General features: G+C 36.4%; 17 protein-coding genes. All 17 read left to right on the plus strand.

The genetic code is table 11. The annotated features are described in order from the left end of the window. Window positions 1-79 precede the first annotated feature (79 nt). The 17 genes from eutM to NK213_RS15990 all read left to right on the plus strand — a co-directional run bounded on the left by eutM (window position 80) and on the right by NK213_RS15990 (window position 17,515). The gene (gene eutM, locus NK213_RS15910) at window positions 80-373 is read left to right on the plus strand and encodes an ethanolamine utilization microcompartment protein EutM (protein ID WP_253350842.1); all 294 of its coding nucleotides are present in this window, start codon (window positions 80-82) and stop codon (window positions 371-373) included. 27 nt (window positions 374-400) lie between these two features. Beyond that, complete coding sequence (locus NK213_RS15915; RefSeq protein WP_253350844.1) at window positions 401-1,852, plus strand: acetaldehyde dehydrogenase (acetylating); 1,452 nt, start codon at window positions 401-403, stop codon at window positions 1,850-1,852. Window positions 1,853-1,870: 18 nt separating this feature from the next. Then, the gene (locus tag NK213_RS15920) at window positions 1,871-2,617 is read left to right on the plus strand and encodes a cobalamin adenosyltransferase (protein ID WP_253350847.1); all 747 of its coding nucleotides are present in this window, start codon (window positions 1,871-1,873) and stop codon (window positions 2,615-2,617) included. A 71-nt stretch (window positions 2,618-2,688) separates the two neighbouring features. Next, a complete protein-coding gene (gene eutD / locus NK213_RS15925; RefSeq protein ID WP_253350856.1) occupies window positions 2,689-3,324 on the plus strand; it encodes an ethanolamine utilization phosphate acetyltransferase EutD in 636 nt (211 codons plus the stop codon). 9 nt (window positions 3,325-3,333) lie between these two features. Beyond that, window positions 3,334-3,903 (plus strand): ethanolamine utilization protein, encoded by a 570-nt coding sequence (locus tag NK213_RS15930; protein ID WP_253350858.1) that lies wholly within the window; start codon window positions 3,334-3,336, stop codon window positions 3,901-3,903. Window positions 3,904-3,906: 3 nt separating this feature from the next. Continuing rightward, entirely contained in the window at window positions 3,907-4,155 is a 249-nt protein-coding gene (locus NK213_RS15935) for a EutN/CcmL family microcompartment protein (protein WP_253350867.1), read from the plus strand. A gap of 13 nt (window positions 4,156-4,168) precedes the next feature. After that, window positions 4,169-4,414 carry a hypothetical protein gene (locus NK213_RS15940; RefSeq protein WP_253350869.1) on the plus strand — a complete coding sequence of 82 codons (246 nt, stop codon included), beginning with the start codon at window positions 4,169-4,171 and terminating at the stop codon, window positions 4,412-4,414. Window positions 4,415-4,464: 50 nt separating this feature from the next. Next, window positions 4,465-5,586 (plus strand): 1-propanol dehydrogenase PduQ, encoded by a 1,122-nt coding sequence (locus NK213_RS15945; RefSeq protein WP_253350871.1) that lies wholly within the window; start codon window positions 4,465-4,467, stop codon window positions 5,584-5,586. A gap of 55 nt (window positions 5,587-5,641) precedes the next feature. Beyond that, window positions 5,642-6,220: an ANTAR domain-containing response regulator gene (locus NK213_RS15950; protein ID WP_253350873.1), complete on the plus strand. Its 579-nt coding sequence runs from the start codon at window positions 5,642-5,644 to the stop codon at window positions 6,218-6,220. Continuing rightward, window positions 6,213-7,610, plus strand: a complete 1,398-nt coding sequence (locus tag NK213_RS15955) for a sensor histidine kinase (protein WP_253350881.1) — start codon at window positions 6,213-6,215, stop codon at window positions 7,608-7,610. Before NK213_RS15950 ends, NK213_RS15955 begins: the two co-directional genes overlap by 8 nt. A gap of 234 nt (window positions 7,611-7,844) precedes the next feature. Then, window positions 7,845-9,272 (plus strand): ethanolamine ammonia-lyase reactivating factor EutA, encoded by a 1,428-nt coding sequence (gene eutA, locus NK213_RS15960; RefSeq protein ID WP_253350883.1) that lies wholly within the window; start codon window positions 7,845-7,847, stop codon window positions 9,270-9,272. A gap of 42 nt (window positions 9,273-9,314) precedes the next feature. Beyond that, on the plus strand, window positions 9,315-10,679 hold the full coding sequence (locus NK213_RS15965) for an ethanolamine ammonia-lyase subunit EutB (RefSeq protein WP_253350884.1): 1,365 nt from the start codon (window positions 9,315-9,317) through the stop codon (window positions 10,677-10,679). A gap of 11 nt (window positions 10,680-10,690) precedes the next feature. Then, on the plus strand, window positions 10,691-11,590 hold the full coding sequence (gene eutC / locus NK213_RS15970; protein ID WP_253350887.1) for an ethanolamine ammonia-lyase subunit EutC: 900 nt from the start codon (window positions 10,691-10,693) through the stop codon (window positions 11,588-11,590). Between the two features lie 19 nt (window positions 11,591-11,609). Beyond that, complete coding sequence (gene eutL / locus NK213_RS15975) at window positions 11,610-12,263, plus strand: ethanolamine utilization microcompartment protein EutL (RefSeq protein ID WP_253350888.1); 654 nt, start codon at window positions 11,610-11,612, stop codon at window positions 12,261-12,263. 114 nt (window positions 12,264-12,377) lie between these two features. Further along, on the plus strand, window positions 12,378-13,469 hold the full coding sequence (eutH, locus tag NK213_RS15980) for an ethanolamine utilization protein EutH (protein ID WP_253350890.1): 1,092 nt from the start codon (window positions 12,378-12,380) through the stop codon (window positions 13,467-13,469). A 107-nt stretch (window positions 13,470-13,576) separates the two neighbouring features. Next, window positions 13,577-14,038 (plus strand): cupin domain-containing protein, encoded by a 462-nt coding sequence (locus tag NK213_RS15985; protein ID WP_253350891.1) that lies wholly within the window; start codon window positions 13,577-13,579, stop codon window positions 14,036-14,038. Between the two features lie 426 nt (window positions 14,039-14,464). After that, window positions 14,465-17,515, plus strand: a complete 3,051-nt coding sequence (locus NK213_RS15990; RefSeq protein WP_253350893.1) for an autotransporter outer membrane beta-barrel domain-containing protein — start codon at window positions 14,465-14,467, stop codon at window positions 17,513-17,515. The last annotated feature ends 333 nt before the right edge of the window (window positions 17,516-17,848 follow it).

The raw sequence follows: 17,848 nt of genomic DNA on the forward strand, positions 1-17,848 counted from the left end.
ATTACATAAAGTAACAAAGATTTTAAGTAGTTAATTTAGCTTTTTTAACTACAAACATATTATACAAGGAGGTAGAACAATGGCAGTTTTAAACGCATTGGGAATGATAGAGACTAAAGGATTAGTAGCAGCAATAGAGGCAGCAGATGCAATGGTAAAAGCGGCTAATGTTACATTAATAGGAAAAGAACACATAGGCGGAGGTCTTGTTACAGTAATGGTAAGAGGAGACGTAGGAGCAGTAAAAGCAGCTACAGATGCAGGAGCAGCAGCAGCGGAAAGAGTAGGAGAATTAGTTTCTATTCATGTAATTCCAAGACCGCACAGTGAAATAGAAGCTATATTACCAAAAGTAAAAATAACAGCAGAATAATAAAGAGGTTTCTTAGAAGGGAGAAGTATGGATAAGGATTTACTATCAATACAGGAAGTACGTGATTTGCTGAAAGAAGCCAAAAAAGCTCAGAGCATATATTCGACTTTTACTCAGGAACAAATAGATGCAATCATAAAAGAACTTAGCCAGGAAGCTACAAAACATGAAGTGGAACTGGCAAAAATGGCAAATCAGGAAACTGGATTTGGTAAATGGGAAGATAAGGTACTAAAAAACCGTCTTGCAGCACAGGGCGTGTATGAATATATAAAAGATATGAAAACTACAGGGATCATAAATGAGGATAAAAATGCAAAAATAATAGAGATAGGTGTTCCAATGGGAATTATAGCAGCGTTGATCCCGTCAACTAACCCTACTTCTACAGTAATATACAAAACAATGATATCCCTGAAAGCAGGAAATGCAGTAGTAATAAGCCCGCATCCCAATGCAAAGGAATGTATCCTAAGAACAGCAGAAATATTAATAAATGCTGCTGAGAGAATGGGAGCACCAAAAGGTCTTATAGGTGTAATAAAAACACCTACACTACAGGCAACTAACGAACTTATGAAGCATAAAGACACATCGCTTATTCTTGCCACAGGCGGAGAAGCTATGGTAAAAGCTGCCTACAGTTCAGGAACACCTGCAATAGGCGTAGGGCCGGGTAACGGACCTGCATTCATTGAAAGAAGTGCAGATGTAAAACTGGCAGTAAAAAGAATACTGGACAGTAAGACTTTTGATAACGGGGTAATATGTGCCTCTGAACAGTCAATTGTTACTGAAAGCATTATCAGAAACGAAGTAATAGCAGAACTGAAAAAACAGGGAGCTTACTTTTTGAACAGAGAAGAAAGAGACAGAGTAGGAAGCATTCTTATGAGGGCAAACGGAACGATGAATCCGAAAATCGTAGGAAGAACAGCTGTTTATATAGCTGAAATGGCAGGGATATCTGTGCCTTCAGATACAAGAGTTCTTGTTTCTGAGGAAAGAGAAGTTTCACATGCTAATCCTTACTCAAGAGAAAAATTATGTCCTGTTTTAGGATTTTACACAGAGGAAAACTGGGAAACAGCTTGTGAAAGATGTATAGAAATTTTACAGAATGAAGGAGTCGGGCATACTATGACAATTCATTCGGAAAATGATTATGTAATCAGGGAATTCGCATTGAAAAAACCTGTTTCAAGACTTCTTATTAACACAGCTGCGGCTCTTGGAGGCGTAGGAGCGACTACTAATCTTGCACCGGCATTTACGCTTGGATGCGGAGCGGTAGGAGGAAGTTCTACTTCTGATAATATATCTCCTCTGAATCTGATGAATATCAGAAGAGCAGCTTACGGGACAAAAGAATTATGCGATTTGAGAAATGAAGGAGGAAGCAGCTGTGAATGTTCGTCAGGAGCAGAAGCAGACCTTGAGCAGATCGTGAAAAAAGTTTTAAATGAACTTTTATCTTAAGAATAGGTTGTGGTATATATGCCTGTTATTACTGAAGAATTTTTAAGGAAACTGGAAAAGCAGGGAAAGCTGAATACTTTGACAATAAATAAAAAAGATATTCTTACACCCTCAGCCAGAGAATTCTTAAGCAGTAGAAAACTTGATCCTGATAATAGAAGTGAAAGTCCTGCAGTATCTGCGGTGTCTGAGAACACAGTCAAAGAAGCTGCACCGGTTTATAAGTATAAATGCTATGTCACCGATGCACTGTTTGAGAAAAAACCGGAATATATGACACAGATTTTTGGGAATTACCTTGTGGTGAAAAATCATAAGAGGATAATTCTCAGGGGGAAATTCGATATTCTTCAGGCAGAAACAGTAAAATACTGGAAGAAATACCAGAAAAATAAAAAGCTGGAAAGTGATTTTTCACAGGCATACAGATATGTAAGGGATCTTTTTATATGTGAGATGACTGATTCGGAATTTATAGAGAGAGACGTATTAGGTCACAGTATAGACAGTCTTAAAGATATTACACATAATACAGTGAAATACTTTAAAACAGGACATCTTTTTGAAATAAATGCAGATTTCGGTGAAGATGTAATTGATATAAACTGTCTGAGAGCATTATCGCGGGAATGTGAAGTAGCTGCAGTAGATGCTTTTTATAAAGAAGGAAGAACGGAACATAACGATATATTAAAAGCTTTGAACAGATTAAGCAGTATTTTCTATTTAATGATGTTAAAGGCTAATAATGGGGATTATAAATAAGTCTTGTTCAATGCTTGGATATAGTCTGAGTATAGTCAATCAGTTACTTAAATAAAAAATAGGAGACCAATATGGATAAAATCGAATTGGAAAAAATAGTCAGAGAAAAGATAAAGGAAATGCTCAGTGATTCCGGCGATGAATTCATGGTAGAAGCCTCAGGAAGACACATTCACCTGTCAGAAGAGCATATGAAATATCTGTTCGGTGATGACTATAAACTGACTCCGGTTAAGGATCTGTCCCAGCCAGGGCAGTACGCCTGTAAAGAAAGGGTCAGAGTAATAGGTTCAAAAGGAGAATTCTCCGGCGTGGTAATATTAGGGCCGTGCAGAAATGAAACACAAGTGGAACTATCGCTCACAGACTGTACTACTATAGGAGTAAAAGGAGTAATCAGAGAGAGCGGGAAAATAGAAGGAACACCAGGAGTATTAATAGGTGTGGGAGATAAATTTATAAAAATAGATAAGGGAGTAATAGTAGCACAGAGACATGTGCATATGACTCCGGAAGACGCAGGAAAACTCGGAGTAAAAGACGGGGAGATAGTAAAAGTAAGAGTAAACGGAAGAAGACCTCTGATCTTTGATGATGTTTTGATAAGGGTAAAAGATTCTTTTAAACTTAGCATGCATATAGATTATGACGAGGCAAATGCCTGCGGATTCGAAAGTGGGACAACGGGAAGTATCTATAGAAAGTAGGAGGAACCAATGGATACAGACAAACTCACAGAACTGATAAAAAAAGAACTGTTAAGAATACTGGAAGAAAAAAAAGCAGAAAATGAACCGGCTCAGATACAGTTTTTCGGAGATGACGTTCTTTTGAAGGACGAATTATCAAAGAAAGTAAGAATCTCGGAAAATGGTGAAATTCTGGTGATTTCCACTCTCGGAATTAATGATATGATAGATATAGCTTCCGGGAAAACTCATCCGGCAATCAGCGGTTTACTGGCAAAAAAGACTGTATATATAGTGGAAGAAGGGCTTGAATATAAAAGATATTCAGAGCCGAAGGCTTTGATGGAAACTTATGATAAGTATCTGTCTGCTATTATAAAATACGGGATTTTAGTGGTAAAAAGAGTAGATCTGATAGATAAAATGGGAGCAGTTACAGAAAAAACAGTACTAAAAGGTGTAATTACAGTATCAAAATTACGGGAAAGAAATCTAAAAAATGCAGGACTTATTTTAGATAAAAAAAGTATAATAACACCACTTGCCATGGAATATATTAAAGAAAATAATATAGAGATACTTTATGAAAGAGGTTAAATTATGTTAATTGGAAAAGTTATAGGAAATGTATGGGCAACTAGAAAAGACCCGAAACTTTCAGGTCTGAAGCTTATGGTGGTGGAAATAAAAGACAGCAGCGGAGCAAGAAGCATAGTTGCTGCAGATTACATAGGTGCAGGAATCGGTGACAGTGTTATCGTCGTGAGCGGAAGTTCTGCAAGACACGTTTTTGACAATGAAACACCGGTAGATGCAACTATAGTGGGGATCATAGATAGTTTAGAATAGGACTGGTGAAAATATGAAAAAGAAATTAGTAACCATAGGTAATTTTTCTGAATACATATCCGGTAAAAAATTTGTTGCCTCTAGTGATATGATAATAACACCCGGAGCAAGAGATAAGATAAGAGAAGCCGGGGCAGAAATAGTTTATGAAAATCAAAGTCTGGAATTAAAGATAAAAGAGATTCTTGAAAAAGATTTTAATATAACAGATAACTCTATGGTACAGAAAGTAATAAACAAAATAAAGTCAATGAGTTAATTATAAAAACCCTTAATTAACTATCATGATACATAAAGGAGGATAGTTAAATGGATTTATTTCAGGTAAAACCAAGGATTTATTACGGGAAAAATTCGTTAAAAAGTTTGAAAGAACTGGATATAAACAGAGTTTTTATCGTTACTGATGAAAATATGGTAAGGTTAAAAGTAGTAGATAACATAACAAACATTCTTGAAAAAATGAATGTGGAAATCAAAATTTTTTCCAATATAAAACCTGATCCAACAGATGAAGAAATAATAGAGGGGATGATAGAGCTTAATAAATTTGATCCTGATTGTGTAATAGCTATAGGCGGAGGGTCTCCTATAGATGCATGTAAGGGGATAATATATTTTACCAAAAAAATAAAAAAAGCTCTGAACGAGGAAACAAAGAAACAGATATTCATAGTAATACCAACTACAAGCGGTACAGGATCAGAGGTTACCACTTATTCGGTAATCACTTCCGAAGGAAGGAAAATAGCAATCAGCGATGAGGAAATGCTCCCTCATATAGCAATACTTGATCCGGAATTCATCAGAACACTGCCGCCGCAGATAATAGCAGATACAGGAATGGATGTCCTTACACACGCAGTAGAAGCATATGTATCATTAAAGGCTAATATGTTTACCAGCAGTCTGGCACTTGGTGCTATAAAAACTGTTTTCAATGATCTGGTAAGTAATTATGAAAATCCGGAACTGGAAGCAGAAAGAATAAATATGCAGCTGGCTTCATGTATGGCCGGGATTGCTTTCAGCAATTCTTCGCTTGGAATTAACCACAGTATTGCACATGCCATAGGTGCTAAGTATCATATACCTCATGGAAGAGCAAATGCTGTGATAATGCCTAAAGTTATTTTGTTTAACAGCAAAGTGGCAGGCGCAGGCAAAGCATATGATGAAATAGCGAAAGCTTTGGAATTCAGCTTAAAAAGAGAAGGCGAAGGAGCCGCTATCTTAGCTAAAGCAATAGATCTCAGAAAAGCAAAAATGGGCATTCCAATGAGTCTGGGAGAAATGAAAATATCACGAGAGCAGTATTTCAATGATTTGGAAGATATTATTGACCTTATATACAAGGATATTGCCACTGAATATAATCCTAGAAAATTTAACAGAAATGAAATAAGAGAATTATTGGAAACTTTATATTAATTTAATGTTTTAAGAGTATAATCTATTTAAAAATATATTATGACAAAGGTGAAAAATGAGAAGAGTAATAGTAGTAGATGATGAGCCAATAACAAGAATGGACATCTGTGAGATATTGAAAGAAGGCGGTTACGACGTGGTAGGTCAGGCAGCAGACGGCTTTGACGCCATAGAGCAGTGCAAAAAACTAAAGCCGGATTTCGTTATAATGGATGTTAAGATGCCAATATTAGACGGATTAAAAGCCTCGAAAATAATCATAAAGGATAAACTGGCAAGAGGAGCAGTATTGCTCACAGCTTATTCGAGTCAGGAGTTTATAGAGGAAGCTAAGAATATAGGGGTTTCAGGTTATATAGTAAAACCTATAGACGAAAAATCTTTTCTGCCTAATCTGGAAGTAATATTAAGCAAACAGGAAGAGTTTGAGGCTTTGGAAAAGAAGTATCTGAAGACCAACCAGAAACTGGAAGACAGAAAAAAACTGGATATAGCAAAGAGTATCCTTATGGAAAGAGATAAAATGACTGAGAAGGAAGCATATACATACATTAGAAGTCTTAGCATGGATAAAAGATGCGATATGGGGAAAATAATTGATATTATAATTTTATCGGGGGAAAATAATGCTTAGACCTATATGTAAACAATACACTACTCTATCGGACAAAAGTATAAGAAAATTGGAAAAAATAGCCGAAGGACTGACAGTATTAAGTAAACTGCTAAAGGCGGATATATTCATAGACTGCCCTACAGGAATTAATGATGCAGCAATAGTAGTAGCAGAAGCTAATCCTGAAACAGGTTCGAGCTATACACAGAGTGTAGTAGGACAGTATGCATATAGAAAAAATGAGCCGGCTGTTTTAAGAACGCTGGAAACAGGACTTCCGTCAAGGGATTATAAAGCCCTGACTCAGGAAAATACTCTGGTAAGACAGAATGTTGTCCCTATAAAAAATGAAAAAGAAGAAGTAATAGGTGTCCTTATAGTAGAAGAGGGAAGTAATGATACCGGATTAAATAAAGAACTGAATTTTCTGCATGATGCAACAAACGAACTTCTCAGAAGTTCAATGGAAATGACAAAAGAGCAGAAAATAATCGACTACATAAATGACGGGATTATTATTTTTAACGAAAAAGGGATACTGATATATGCTAATTCCAAAGCAAAAAATATTTACAAAAAAATAGGGTATAAGCATAATATTCTCGGAGCTAAATTCAGCAATATAGTCTTGAATAATATAGCTTTTAAGGATGTACTGGAAGGGATAATACCCGCAAGTGCAGACATACACATAGCAAAGATGGATCTAAACATACATTATTACCTGATAAAAGAATCCAAAAATGTGAAAAATGTAGTTCTCTTTATAAAAGATCTCACTGAGATAAAGGAAAAAGAGAAAGAGCTTATAGTAAAATCAGTAGCAATAAAAGAGATACACCACAGAGTAAAGAATAATCTTCAGACTATAGCAAGTCTTCTCAGAATACAGGCAAGAAAAACCGAGGATGAAGCAGTAAGACAGGCTTTTAATGAAAGTATAAACCGTATACTCAGTATAGCAGTAACACATGAGATATTGGCACAAAATGGATTAGATGATCTTAAAATAAAAGAGATGTTTTCAAAAATTTTGAAAAATTCAATAAGAGCAAGTATAGGAGAAAATTTAGATTTAAAAACAAGTATTTCCGGTGATGACTTTAAGATAAATTCCGATAAGTCTACTTCAATAGCCCTGATAGCCAACGAGCTTGTGCAGAATTCGATAACACACGGCTTCAAGGGAATGACAAGCGGAAAAATAGATATTACCGTAAAACAGGGGAAAATTAAATCAAAAGTGACAATAGCCGACAATGGGGTTGGTTTTAAGTCAAAAGACTTCAAAAATGAAAGTTTGGGACTACAGATAGTGAAAAGTCTGGTAAAGGAAAAACTTTTCGGAACTATTGAAATTAAGTCCACAAAAAACGGAACGATAATAGTTTTTGACTTTGAAAATTAATAACTTACTCAGGTTTCATTTTGGAAGCTGAAAATAAGTATAGAAGTGTTTTAGTATTGAAAGAAATTATTAATATAAATAGAGGTCAGTTAAAACACTAGGAGCAAAGGAGCTCAAAGAACATAGACATATGGTGTTTTTTGAGTTCCTTATTTTTTTGACAATCACCCGTAACTTTTATTGAAAAACAGATGCTTTTGAAAATAAAAGCAGTCTCTTACAAGGAGAGTTCAAATGACGGAAGAAATATTAAGCGTAGGGATAGACATAGGAACATCCACTACACAACTTATATTTTCAAAGATATATATAGAAAACCGTGCTTCGGCATTTAGTGTTCCCCAGATAAAGATAACGGGAAAAGAAGTAATATACAGAAGTGATATATATATTACCCCTCTGGAGACAGAAACAAAAATAGATACTGAAAAAGTACGGAAAATTATTGAGAATGAGTATAAAAAAGCAGGGGTTAATTACGGGGATGTTTCTACAGGAGCTGTTATAATTACCGGAGAGACTGCCAGAAAAGAAAATGCAAAAGAGGTGCTGGCAGCACTCAGCGGAATGGCAGGAGACTTCGTAGTTGCCACAGCAGGGCCTGATCTGGAAAGCATAATTGCCGGAAAGGGTTCAGGAGCATTTGGCTTTGCAGAAGATAAAAATACTTCTATAGTAAATTTCGACATAGGCGGCGGTACCACGAATGTAGCTATATTTAACAGAGGCGATATAGAGGATACAACATGTCTTGATATTGGCGGAAGGCTTATAAAACTCGACAGCAGCGGGAAAATATCATATATCTATAAGAAAATGTATGATGTGGCAAAAGATGTGGGAGTAAGCATAAATATAGGCGACAGGGCAGACGAAACCGTCCTTCGGAAGATATGCAGAAGAATGGGCGAACTTATGTTTGAAAGTATGGAATTTTTTGATAAGACTGATTTATATAGAGAAATTATAACTTATCAGGATTTCAAAAAGAATTTTAAGCCTGAATATTATTCATTTACAGGCGGGGTAGCAGATTTTATTTACGGAGGAAAAGAAGCAGGATTATTTGAATATGATGATATAGGGATAATTCTGGGGCAGGAAATAAAAAAGCTCGCAGAACAGCTGAATATAAATATAATAAAGCTTGGTGAAACAATAGGGGCAACAGTTGTGGGGGCGGGAAGCCATACTACCGAGATAAGCGGGAGTACCATAACTTATTCAAGCGGGATTTTCCCGATAAAGAATATTCCTATACTGAAACTCAGCAGTAAAGATGAGGAAAGTTCCCTTACAGAACTGGAAGAAATCATGGATCACAAGCTTGGCTGGTTTAACTCGCAGAATGAACAGGAAAATACAGCATTGGCACTAACCGGAAAACATAATATGGACTATCAGGAAATTTCAGAATTGGGGCGTGTTATTTCCAGAGTAATGCAGAATAGAATAAACACAGGTTCTCCGATTATTGTCATTGTGGAGAATGATATGGCAAAAGTTTTGGGGCAGTGTATGAAATTAGATTTACAGAACAGAAATTTAATTTGTATAGATGGAATAAAAGTAAAAAACGGAGACTATATAGATATAGGAGCTCCTTTGGGCAATGGAAACGTACTCCCTGTAGTAATAAAAACACTGGTTTTCAGTTATTAATGCTTCAGAGCGGGTAAAGAAAAACTAAGAGAGGTGAAATTAATGGTATTAAAGACAAAATTATTTGGTCATGTCTATGAATTCAAGGATGTAAAAGAAGTTCTTGCCAAAGCGAATGAAGAAAGATCTGGAGATACACTGGCAGGTGTGTCGGCGGCCACAGCAGAAGAAAGAGTAGCAGCTAAGGCTGTACTTGCTGAATTAAAACTTTCTGACCTTAGAAATAACCCTGTGGTAGGATATGAAGAAGATGAAGTAACAAGAATAATACAGGATGATGTTAACGAAAAAATCTATAATGAAGTAAAGAACTGGAGTGTAAGTGAACTTAGAGAGTGGATACTAAGTTTGAGAACTTCAGGTGACGATATAAAAAGAATTAGCAGAGGACTTACAAGTGAAATGGTAGCAGGTGTTGCCAAGCTTATGACTAATATGGATCTTGTATGTGCTGCAAGCAAAATCAGAATTACTGCACACTGTAATACTACAATAGGTGAAGAAGGAGTTCTTGCAGTAAGACTTCAGCCAAACCATACTACTGATGATCCAGACGGAATTATGCTTTCTACTTATGAAGGACTAAGCTATGGTATAGGAGATGCCCTTATAGGTCTGAACCCGGTGGATGACAGTGTGGACAGCGTAATGAGAGTATTAGAAAGATTCCATGAAATAAAAACTAAATGGGAAATTCCTACACAAATCTGCGTACTTGCCCATGTAACTACACAAATGGAAGCAGTAAAAAGAGGAGCACCAACAGATATGATATTCCAAAGTATAGCAGGATCTGAAAAAGGAAATGAAGCTTTTGGAATAACAGGAACTATGATAGAAGAAGCAAGACAGCTTGTACTAAAACACGGAACATCTACAGGACCGAATGTAATGTACTTTGAAACAGGACAGGGTTCTGAATTATCGTCTGACGCTCACCACGGTGCAGATCAGGTGACAATGGAAGCAAGATGTTACGGTTTTGCAAAAAGATATAATCCTTTCCTTGTTAATACAGTAGTAGGGTTCATCGGACCAGAATATCTGTATAACAGCAAACAGGTAATAAGAGCAGGACTGGAAGATCACTTTATGGGGAAACTTACAGGAATATCTATGGGAGTGGACGCATGCTACACTAACCATATGAAAGCTGACCAGAATGATATAGAAAATCTGGAAATGCTTCTGACTCTTGCAGGATGTAACTACTTTATGGGAATACCTGCAGGTGACGATATCATGTTAAATTACCAGACTACTTCTTTCCACGATTTAGCAACATTAAGAAATCTAGGTAAGGTAAAACCTATAAAAGAATTTGAAAAATGGCTTGAAAAAATGAATATAATGAAAAATGGTAAGCTCACAGATATAGCTGGGGACGCTTCAATTTTCTTAAAATAAGGAGGATTATAATGTTATCAGAAAGAGAATTAAGAGAAATCATAGGAAAAGTGATAGATGAAATGGGCAGTAACGGACAGCCTAATATTCCGGTAGCAGCAGGAAATGACTTCAAAGCTTCTTCATCAGTAAAAGAAAATGTTTCTGATGATCAGCTGGTTGATTTAGGGGATATAAATATAAAAGATCAGTTATTAGTAGATAATCCTGCCAACAGAGAAGAATATATGAAGTTAAAGCAGAGAACTTCTGCAAGACTGGGAATAGGAAGAGCAGGAACAAGATTTAAGACAGATGTACTCCTAAGATTCAGAGCAGACCATGCTGCTGCACAGGATGCAGTATTTAATGATGTACCTGAGTCATTTTTGGAAGAAGCAGGGCTGTTTGAAGTAACAACTGAATGTAAAGACAGAGATGAATATATAACAAGACCTGACCTTGGAAGAAAAATTTCACCTGAAGGTATAAAACTGCTTGAGGAAAAATGTAAAAAGTCTCCTACAGTACAGGTATATGTATCTGACGGATTAAGCTCTACAGCAGTGGAAGCAAATACAAAAAATATACTTCCGGCTGTGTTAAACGGATTAAAAGGGTATGGAATAGATACAGGTACTCCGTTTTTTGTGAAGTATGGAAGAGTAGCTGCTGAGGATCATATCTCAGATATATTAAAACCAGATGTAGTGTGTGTTTTAATAGGTGAGAGACCGGGACTGACTACAGCAGAAAGTATGAGTGCATATATAGTGTATAAAGCATATGTAGGAATACCGGAAGCAAAAAGAACAGTAGTTTCTAATATTCACAAAGACGGAACGCCTGCAGCAGAAGCAGGAGCACACGTAGCTGACTTAATCAAAAAAATACTCGACGCTAAAGCAAGCGGACAAGATTTAAAATTATAATAATTTTAGGAGGAAAAAAATGAAAGATGACAGACTAAAAGCAAGTGTTCTTGCGGTAAGAATAATACCAAATGTGGATCTGGCTATGTGTAAGGAATTTGAACTGCCGGAAGGACACAGAAGTATCGGATTGGTAACTTCTGACTGTGATGACGTTACATATACGGCATTAGACGATGCTACTAAAAAAGCAGATGTAAAAGTGGTATACGCAAAATCTTTCTACGGAGGGGCGGCAAATGCAAATACAAAGCTTGCCGGAGAAGTAATAGGTATAATTTCGGGACCAAATCCTGCAGAAGTAAAAAGCGGATTAAGCGCTATAGTTGATTTCATTGAAAATGAAGCATCTTTTATAAGTGCTAACGAAGATGATTCAATAGCATTTTATGCACACTGCATTTCAAGAACAGGTTCATACCTTTCAGAAGTAGCAGGAATACCAGAAGGAGAATCAATAGCATATCTGATTGCACCGCCTTTAGAAGCTATGTACGCTCTGGATGTAGCACTAAAGTCAGCTAATGTGGAATTAGTGGCATTTTACGGACCGCCATCAGAAACTAACTTTGGCGGAGGTCTGTTAACTGGAAGCCAGTCAGCATGTAAAGCGGCATGTGATGCATTCGCAGAGGCTGTTAAAGCCGTAGCAGCTAATCCGTTAGGGTATTAATCAATACCGGAAAGAAACAGTTTTTTTATACTAAACAGAAAAGTATCATATCAGGGTAAAACACTGTTTTTCAGGTATACAATGGTAAGCTGCTTAAAATAAGAAGGAGGAATAATGGGTATTAATGATATTATTATTTATATAATGGTTATATTTATGATCATTGGTGGAGTAGATAAAATTTTAGGAAATAAATTCGGTTACGGGGAAAAATTCGAGGAAGGTTTTATGGCAATGGGATCTCTGGCTCTTGCAATGGTAGGGGTAATATCACTTGCACCGGTACTTGCCAAAGTTCTGAGACCGGTAGTAGAACCTTTGTATACTGCACTCGGGGCTGACCCTGCGATGTTTGCTACAACACTTTTGGCAAATGATATGGGTGGTTATCCGCTTGCAATGGAACTGGCAAAAGATCCTAATGCAGGATTATTTGCAGGTCTTATACTGGGAGCTATGATGGGGCCGACTCTGGTATTTACAATTCCTGTAGCTTTGGGAATCATAGAAAAAGAAGACAGACCTTATCTTGCAAAAGGAGTTCTTGCAGGGATGATAACTATACCTTTAGGATGTCTTGCAGGAGGACTTGTAGCAGGATTCGGGATTAATATGATCATAATGAATCTGATACCAATCATCATTTTCGCAGTATTAATTTGTGTAGGATTATGGCTGATTCCGGAAAAAATGACAAAAGGATTTACTATTTTCGGACAGGGAGTAGTAATAGTAATTACTATAGGGTTAATGGCTGCAATAGTGGAAACATTAACAGGAATAGTAGTTATACCGGGAATGGCTCCGCTGAGCGAAGGTATAAGTGTAATCGGATCAATAGCAATAGTATTGGCAGGGGCATTCCCGCTGGTACACTTTATTACTAAAGCATTTAAAAAGCCTCTTACAAAAGTAGGAAAACACCTTGGTATGAACGAAATGGGTGCTGCCGGACTGGTTGCCACTCTTGCTAATAATATACCAATGTTTGGAATGTTAAAAGATATGGATGAAAACGGTAAGATAATAAACGTTGCTTTCGCAGTAAGTGCGGCATTTGTATTCGGAGATCACTTAGGATTTACCGGAGGGGTAAACAAAAGTATGATTTTTCCAATGATAGTAGGAAAATTAGTTGGGGGAATTACTGCAATAGTTGTAGCAAAAATATTATTCGCAAGAAAAAAGACTAAAGTAGAAAAATAATCTAAAGTTACTGGTGTTTAGATAATCAATATCAGAACACTTGTCCTCATCTGTTCGTTTTTAGTCAGAAAATGAGGATAAAACAAGGTACTGGGAGGAAAAATCAAATGGATTTTAAAGATTTAGATAAAAATATGCTTGAAACTATTATTAGAAAAGTAGTAGAGCAGGAATTAGGAAAAAACGGAAATACTTTTGAAAAATATATGGATAAAAGCGGTGTAGGAGTGGTGAAAGCACGTACTGTAAAGCCTGAGAAATTCGATACAGGAAATCCAAATGACAAAGTATATCTTACAGATGTTTTTTCTATAGATGAAAGTGAAAGACTGAGCTGCGGAGTTATGGAAATGGAAGAGTCTACATTTGACTGGACTTTGAACTATGATGAAGTAGATTATGTAATGGAAGGAACACTGGAAATAATAATTGACGGCAGAAAAGTAACAGGGAATAAGGGAGATATTATCTTAATCCCGAAAGGGTCAAAAATAAAGTTCAGTGCACCTGATTATGCAAGATTTTTATACGTTATTTACCCTGCAAACTGGCAGGATACTTGTAAGTAAATAAGTAACTTAACTGTTTTAATACCAACCTAAATAAATAATTAACTGCCTGGAATGGAAAAGAAAGAAAACAGCTGTGATTTTCAAACTGAAATTATGCTGGGAGTATTGATAATTCTCTTTCAGGCAGTGTTTTTACTAATGCTTGTTTTTTAAAAAAAAATATGATAAAATATGTTGTCAGACTTTATTGGAAACAATACAATTTTGAAAAGATTAAAAAGAATCAATATATTTTTTTGTATTTTTTTAGAATGAACATTCATTAAGAACTGAGTTCAAATAATTATCATTTTAAAGTGGTAAAACTATTTGAAAATAAAATATCAATTAATTTCTCAAAGAAACAGGTATAAGAATACAGAATTTTAATATATAGTGGAATTGAAGAAGGAGAAATTTAAAAAAAGAAAGATGGAGAGAAAAATGAAAACTAAAAATGCATGGAAAAACAATTTGAGTGTATTGGGCTTTTTTCTATCTGCAGCAGCAGTTGCTGAATCAAAAACTATATATGAAGTTTCAGGAACAGATTTTACACAGACAATTTGGAATAACTCGGCAGGTTCGACTCCTAAATACGGGGATGATGTTACGATTATCACGTCCGGTTCGGGAAATGGCGCCGGAATAGGTGCAAACGCAGGTGTTTATTCTAATTTTGGCGGAGATATGATAGTAGGAGACAGGCTTACCATAAAAACAACAGGAACGGCAGCAGATGCTATCCGTACCAATCCTTCGGGAACCAGTGATTATAATAATTCAACTGGTGTAATAACTATAGGAAACGGACTTGTTGTAAGAGTATCCGGAGTGAGTGCCGATGGTATAAATGCAAATGGTCAGTCAAAGGTAATTGTCGGAGATGAAGCTGATTTCACAGTAGCCGGAATAGCAGGTTATGCAGTGAGAGCGAATCACAGCAGTGAGGTAACTGTAGGTGACAAAATGAAAGTGGAAGTGAATGCGGGAAGCTCTTATGCAGTGTATACCGACAGAGGAAGTGCATCTACAACAGGATATACCGGAGGTTCTTCCATAAAAATAGGGAAAGATTCAGAAATGAAAACAACCGGAAGTTCAGCTCACGCAGTATATCTTAACAATGTGGACAGCTCAATACTAATAGGCGATAACGGAACAATACTTACAAACGGAAATAATTCAGACGGACTTATAATCAGCGCAAACGGATCAGGCGGAATTATTACTGTGGGAAATGACTTTAGTATAGAAACACTGAAAGAAAAATCAGACGGAATTGTGACTGCGAAAGATGGAGTAGTAAATGCAGGAGATAATTTCAGCATAAAAACAAACGATAAGGAATCTACGGGAATCACAGCTAAAGATTCAAGTAAAATTATAACAGGAAATAATACAACAATAAATACGCTGGGAAGCAAATCACACGGAATCTTCCTGAATAGTCCAAATGCAGGTGTTGACTCTAATTCAGTTTCGATAACAACCACTGGTGAATTATCAGACGGGATTCTGGTTTCTTCGGGTGGTCATGCAGCGGCAGGAGTTCTTAACATAGAGACTAATGATGCTTCTTCATACGGTATTCATCTAATCGGCGATAGTTCGAGCGTTAACTCTACTTCGGGCGGAAGAATACATTCTGAAGGAACAGCAATAAAATTTCAGACAAATTCAGCAGGAACAGACGGACAGAAAGTCACACTGTATGGAGTCACGCTGACAAATAACGGGACTGCGGCAAGTATAGTGACAGGAAGCGCCACTGATGTGGATAATGAGGGGAATCTTATACAAGCAGGCGGAGTGACTGCGATTAACGGCAACACAGATCAGGTTTTAGACAGTACACTCAGCTTATACAGCAGTACAGCAACAGCAGGAGGGAATAAAGATTTATTAAATGTAAGCAATGGAAGTACATTTACATTTAATAACGATAATACAATACTTACAGGAAATATAGAATCAGATAATACCAGTAATGTAACTGTAAACCTTAATAATAATTCATGGCTCACAGGTGCAGTTAATAATATAAATAATGTTAACGCCCTTGATATGAATATAGTATCAAGTACATGGGAAGTAACAGATGATTCATGGGTCAGAGATCTTAATAATTCCGGGACAGTTACTTTTAACGACACCGGAAAAACATTAACGGTAAATGGAGATTATACAGGAAATAACGGAGTTTTAAATATAAAAACAGTTCTTGAAGATGATAATTCCATCACTGATAAACTGCATGTAATAGGAAATACATCTGGAGAAACACTGGTAAATGTAGAAAAAGCAGGTGGGAACGGAGCTGCTACAAATGAAGGAATAAAAATAATAGAAATAGACGGTAATTCATCAGGGAATTTTAATCTGGCGGCACCTGTTCAGGCAGGAATATATGAGTATAATCTGTATAAAGGCGGAGTGAGTATACCCAATGACGGTGACTGGTATTTGAGGTCTTACCTTTATACGAAGCCTGAAGAACCTGAAAAGCCCGGAGAGCCTCAAGAACCAGAAAAAGTAACACCGCCTGTAAATTCTCAGGATCCTGTAATAACATACAGACCAGGAGTATCTAACTATATTTCAGGACAAAAAGCAAATGCAGAACAGGGAATGCTGCAGCTTTCTACGTATCATCAGAGAATGGGAAGACAGGAAAAGGAGTATACAGAAGATAAACAAATGTGGATACGTGCTTACGGCGGTCATCAGCGTAATGACGGAAAGAACAGGTTTGATTATGAACAGACAATTACAGGAGTTCAGTTTGGAATGGATATATATGACAGTGTAAACAGCGCAGGAACAATTGATAATGCCGGCTTTATTCTGGATTATTCTTATGCTAATACCCGTTTTTTCGATAATCTGCGTTCTGAGAAAAATACCGGAAGAATGCATGCACAAAGTGCTGCCGTGGGAGGTTACTACACTAAAACAGCAAGTAATTCTGCATATTTGGATATAGTAGGGTTAGTCAGTGTTTTAAATAATAATTTCAAAGATTCTTACGGAGATAAAAGCACACAGGAAGGATGGCGTACAGGTATATCAGCGGAAGCCGGGCTGCCTTTTGTAAATGAAAGCGGCTGGGGAATAGAACCGCAGATACAGATTATGTATCAGTATACACATTACAGCAGTTTTAATGATTCATACTCACATATAGACGGATATAATACAGATATGCTTCGCGGAAGAGGGGGCTTAAGGGTATTTAAGGATATGAGCAGCAATGGAAGCCAGATATATGGAGTGGCAAATATAGTACATGATTTTACAGACTTTAAAGATTTGAGAATAGACGGAACATCAATTGGTGAAGATTATGACAAAAGTTACGGTGAAGCCGGACTGGGATTCAATCTGAAAACTACGGAAAAAACCAGCATTTACGGTGATGCACGTTACCAGAAGTCTTTCGGAGGAAATATGGATAATGCTGTATTGAGTGTAGGATTTAAAGCAGAGTTTTAAGGAGTAAAATAATAGTAATGAAAAAGGCTGAATGGAATTCATCTTTATTCGGTCTTTTTCAGAACGTAAACAAGTTATTATTGTATATAAAATTGTATGCAAAAATAAGTATCTAAAACATTGGGGTAGTAATAAAATATGTTTATTTCAAAATTTATAATAAAATTTTGAATGATATTTACAAAAAAAGAGAATTTGAAATAAGGAGAAAAAATGCAATCTAAAAGCAAAATAAAAATACTTTTTATAATAATGTATGTAATGGTCAAGCAAAATGGGAACATTAGGATCCAAAGAAATTGAATCTAGCCTGGTAAGGAGTAATAAACCCAT

The organism is Sebaldella sp. S0638, assembly GCF_024158605.1.
In the GTDB taxonomy this organism is placed as follows: domain Bacteria; phylum Fusobacteriota; class Fusobacteriia; order Fusobacteriales; family Leptotrichiaceae; genus Sebaldella.